The 4,489-nt window shown below is 68.1% G+C and carries 4 protein-coding genes; 2 read left to right on the forward strand and 2 right to left on the reverse strand.

Annotated elements, in window-relative coordinates; genetic code table 11:
- Positions 1–298 precede the first annotated feature (298 nt).
- The gene (locus VEG08_16025) at positions 299–1,804 is read left to right on the forward strand and encodes a hypothetical protein (GenBank protein HXZ29503.1); all 1,506 of its coding nucleotides are present in this window, start codon (positions 299–301) and stop codon (positions 1,802–1,804) included.
- A gap of 76 nt (positions 1,805–1,880) precedes the next feature.
- On the opposite strand, the gene VEG08_16030 is transcribed toward VEG08_16025, so the two are convergent.
- A complete protein-coding gene (locus tag VEG08_16030; protein HXZ29504.1) occupies positions 1,881–2,879 on the reverse strand; it encodes a type II CAAX endopeptidase family protein in 999 nt (332 codons plus the stop codon).
- Between the two features lie 296 nt (positions 2,880–3,175).
- Here VEG08_16030 and VEG08_16035 point away from each other — a divergent pair, with 296 nt between their 5' ends.
- Positions 3,176–4,288, forward strand: a complete 1,113-nt coding sequence (locus VEG08_16035) for a hypothetical protein (GenBank protein HXZ29505.1) — start codon at positions 3,176–3,178, stop codon at positions 4,286–4,288.
- Here VEG08_16035 and VEG08_16040 read toward each other — a convergent pair.
- A partial coding sequence (locus tag VEG08_16040; protein HXZ29506.1) for a helix-hairpin-helix domain-containing protein occupies positions 4,285–4,489 on the reverse strand: 205 nt, incomplete at its 5' end. The genes VEG08_16035 and VEG08_16040 overlap by 4 nt on opposite strands.

A 4,489-nucleotide genomic window follows, 5' to 3' on the forward strand; every position in this document is an offset into this window, starting at 1 on the left:
GCGGATGTGGCCGATGGCCACGCCCACCGGATCCTCCGGCGGGGCCGGGGCCTGGCGGGCGGAGGCCTCAGGGGCGAAGGCCAGCAGGACCAGCAGGACGAGAGAAGCGGTGCGGCGCATGAGGGTGGTCCTCCTGCGAGCGAGGCTAAGGCGGGCGGGGCCCGGGGACAATCGCCTACGCCTCAATCGTAAATCTTCTGCGGGTCTCCGGCTTTGCAGTTCGATCCTGGTGAGCTTTTTTCGCGCAAGAACCTCGCCCCGGCCCGTTCTTCCTCCGCATGGGAATCAGGAGGAGACGATGAGATCGCACAAGAGGCTGTGGCTGGCGGCGTCGCTGGCCGCCGTGCTGGTAGGGTCGCTGGGGCTGCGGGCGCGCGCCCGCCAGGCGGAAGAGGAGCGCGACGAGGCGGAGCATTCCCAGCCCGCACTCACCATCTACAACGGCAACTTCGCGGTGGTGCGGCAGATGCTGCCGCTCGACCTGCGCCCCGGCGTCAACGACATCCAGTTCACCGAGGTGACCGGGCAATTGGAGCCCGACTCGGTCATGCTGCGCGATCCTTCCGGCAGCCGCCTGCTGCAGGTGCTGGAGCAGAACTACCGCAACGACCCCGTCTCCCCCGAGATGCTGCTCTCCCTGAACGAGGGCAAGGTGCTGGACTTCCGCACCACCCAGAACGGCAAGGAGGTCATCGTGAAGGGCAGAGTACTGCGCTCCGGCTGGGCCGCCGGGCGCAGCTACGCCCAGCCCATCGTGGAAGTGAACGGGCAGTTGCAGTTCGGGCTGCCGGGACAGCCGCTGTTCCCGCAACTGGGGAGCGAGAGCATCCTCAAGCCGCAGCTCACCTGGGCGCTGCGCACCGACAAGCCCGGCGCCTTCGACGCTGAGGTCGCCTACATCACCGGGGGCATGAGCTGGCACGCCGACTACAACGTGGTGGCCCCGGAGAAGGGCGACACCGTGGACATCGTGGGCTGGGTCACCATCGACAACCAGAGCGGCAAGACCTTCGACCACGCCCGCATCAAGCTGATGGCCGGCGACGTCAACAAGATCCAGCCCGGGGCGGTGGGTGGCATGCGCGACTACGCCGCCAAGCAGGCAGCCATGGAAGCCTCCGCCGCGCCCGTGGTCACGGAGAAGGCCTTCGACGAGTTCCACCTCTATACCCTGGAGCGCGCGGTCACCCTGCACGACCACGAGACCAAGCAGGTGGAGTTCGTCAGCGCGCAGGGCGTGGCCTCGCAGCGCCTCTACGTCTACGACGGCGCCCTGATCCCCAACTACTACGGCTGGAGCTACGAGAACATCCGCAACGACCACAGCTACGGCACCCAGTCCAATCCCAAGATCTGGGTGATGCAGGAGTTCAAGAACACCGCCGCCAACCACCTGGGCATGCCGCTGCCCAAGGGCCGGCTGCGCTTCTACCGCCGCGATTCCGACGGCCGCCTGGAGTTCACCGGCGAGAACCTCATCGACCACACTCCCAAGGACGAGACCGTGCGCGTCTACACCGGCAACTCCTTCGACCTGGTGGGCGAGCGCAAGCGCACCGACTACAAGATCAACGTGGACCAGATGTGGGCGGACGAGAGCTTCGAGATCCACGTCCGCAACCACAAGAAGGAAGCCGTGGAAGTGCGCGTGGTCGAGCACCTCTACCGCGGGCCCAACTGGACCATCAAGCTGAAGTCCAACGACTACAACAAGCTCGACGCCAACACCGTCGAGTTCCCGGTGAAGGTGCGGCCGGACGGTGAGGCCGTGGTGACGTACACGGTCCACTACTCCTGGAACTGACGAGAATGCAGAATGAAGAATTGAGAATGCAGAATGTTCGGGCCAGCGCCGGCCCCTCATTCTGCATTCTTCATTCTCAATTCTGCATTTGCGCCTTGTCCGCCCCCGGCCGGTACTTCGCCTGGCGATAGCGCAGGTGCACGCACAGCCCCACCAGCAGCAGGACCAGGGGAGTAAGGAAGCTGGCCTCCGGGCCGGTGGTGCCGCCCGTCCACCACTCGGAGCCGTGGAAGCTGGGCGTGAGCAGGTGGCCGGGGCTGGGGATGCCGCTGTCGGGGACGCCGTAGAAGAAGGTCTGGCCCCAGTCCCAGGCCATGTGGAAGCCCACCGCCATCCACAGGTCGCCGGTGCGCCACAGCACGAAGCAGAAGACCAGGGAGAAGACCACCACCGAGAGCAGGCCCACGAAGGTTTCGCCCGGGTTGCCGCGGTGGGCCATGCCGAAGAGCGTGGACATGACCACGGCCGCGATCAGGAAGCCGCCGCCGGGGCCGATGGGTCCCAGCCCGCTCAGCCCGTCGCTCAGGGTGTAGAGCACGTAGCCGCGGAAGCTGTACTCCTCCAGGAAGCCCACCAGCAGGAAGCCCAGCAGATAGAGCCCGCCGACGCGGACGATGGCGGCGCCCTGCAGCGCCACCGGCCCGAAGTAGAAGTGGCCGGTGAGGCGCAGCACTGCGAGCACCAGGGTGATCCCGCCGAAGCCGTAGAAGGCGCCCTCCCAGAAGGTGAGGCGGAAGCCGCGGCGCAGCGCCAGGCCGTACTCCCCCAGCCGCCGCTTCTCGATGCGCGACATGAGGAAGCTGGCCACGAGCAGCACCGCGAAGGCGATGCCCTCGCCCACCATGAGCAGGATGGGATCGAAGGCGTTGCCCGCCGGCGGGGCGCCGCGGGTCACCAGGCGCGAGACCAGGCGCACCACGGCGCCCAGGGCGAACAGGATGGCGAAGAAGATCAGCAGGCGCCAGCCCGCCCGCAGGCCCCCGCGGCCCACGAAGACCCGTTTCAGCAGCGTGGGCTCGGGCGGCGGCGGCGTGAGGGTGGGCGGGGCAAGCGGCGGCGCGGGCGGCAGGCTCATGGCTCTCCTGTTCTCCAGGCAGATGGCGCACGCCAGCATAGCGAAGTTCGGACTCCCTTCAACAGAAATGTCATCCTTCTGCCGACCGAAGGGAGGCGGGAGGATCTGACGACGCGGCCTGTGCCACCGGGCTGGTCGCGCCAGCCATCCCGTCAGATCCTCCGCTCGGCTTCGCCTCGCGAAGGATGACATCTGCGGTCGTACCGCGTTTCTCCGTGCCTCCGTGCCTCCGTGGTGGATTTTGCGCCTAACAACCATTCGCGTCCCCCCGCGCTGCCGTGATACAACTTCCCCGCTTGTCCCTTCTGAGCTACGCCCGCGAGCGCTACGGCAAGCCCCAGGTCTATGCGGTGCTGCTGCTGCTGCTCCTCCTCGGGCAGTGCCTGTGGGTGGCTTGGCGCACCCCGGAGAGCGAATTGGAGCGCATGTACGTGCGCGAAGGCCGGCTGCAGTGGGAGGGCGTGCGCTTCGCCGGCGACGGCGCCCACTCCCCCTTTCCCTACCTGGTGGCGGGACTGACGGCCCACCTGTTGGGCGCGCCCCTGCGCCGTCCCCTGGAAGGCGCCGAGGAAGGCCTGCGCCTCTGCCTGCTGCGCTTCCCCTTCATGATCTTCGCGCTGCTGCTGGGAGCGTCGGTGTGGTACGTGGCGCGCCGGCTCTACGGCAACGTGGGCGGCTACATCGCCCTGGCCCTCTTCTGCACCTCGCCCGAGGTGGTGCGGCACGCCGCGCGGGTGGGCCCGGAGACCGCGGCCGCCTGGGGCTTCTTCGGCATCGTCTTCACCGGCATCGCGGTGGCGCACACCCTCTACGCTCCTCCGGCAAAGTCCTGGGGAGAAGCCTGGCCGCGCCTGGCGCTGCTGGGACTGGCGGTGGGGGTGGGCGTGGGCGCCAGCTTCGCCGCCGCCATCGGCATCCCCCTGGCCCTGGCCTTCATGCTCTACCTGGTCCCGGGACGGCGCGCCACCGCGCTCGTGATGCTGACGCTCTCCTGCCTGCTGGGGGTGGCGCTGCTGTGGATGGCGTACTTCCTGAGCGCGCGCGCCCTGCTGGCCGGGCTGGCCGAAGCCTACGGCAGCCACTTCTTTGCCGCCTCCGATCCGGGATGGCTGGTGCGCGCTGCCGCGGTGGGCGCCGCCCTGCTCGCCGCCCTCACCCTGCCCGGCCTTCTGCTGCTGGCCGTCACTTTGGGCGTCTATCTGGGCTGGCGCCGCGCCCGCTACTTCGGCAATACCGCGCCCCTGCTGGTCGGCCTGCTGCTGCTGGCCTGGATGGTCCTCCAGCCCCTCTACCTCGTCCCCGAGATCGTGCCCTGGGTGCTGCCCTTCGGCTTCCTCTTCGTGGCCGGCATCTGCACCGATCTGCTGGAGCTGCGCCGGAGTCAGAATCGGCTAAGAGCTAAGAGCTAAAAGCTAAGAGCTTTCTTCCTCTTCCGGCTCCAGTACCACCACACGCACTGCTCGATGGGGAGTTCAGGGTCGCGGGCCTGGGCCACGGCGGCGGAGAAGACGTCGAGCACGCAGGGATCCTGACGCTTCCCGGTCTTGCGGCAGAGCTGGCGATAGAGGCGCTCGGGCTCGCGGCGGGCGAGCTGGGCGACCGTGTGGACT

It is taken from the genome of Terriglobales bacterium (assembly GCA_035624475.1).
Classification (GTDB): Bacteria; Acidobacteriota; Terriglobia; order Terriglobales; family Acidobacteriaceae; genus DASPRL01.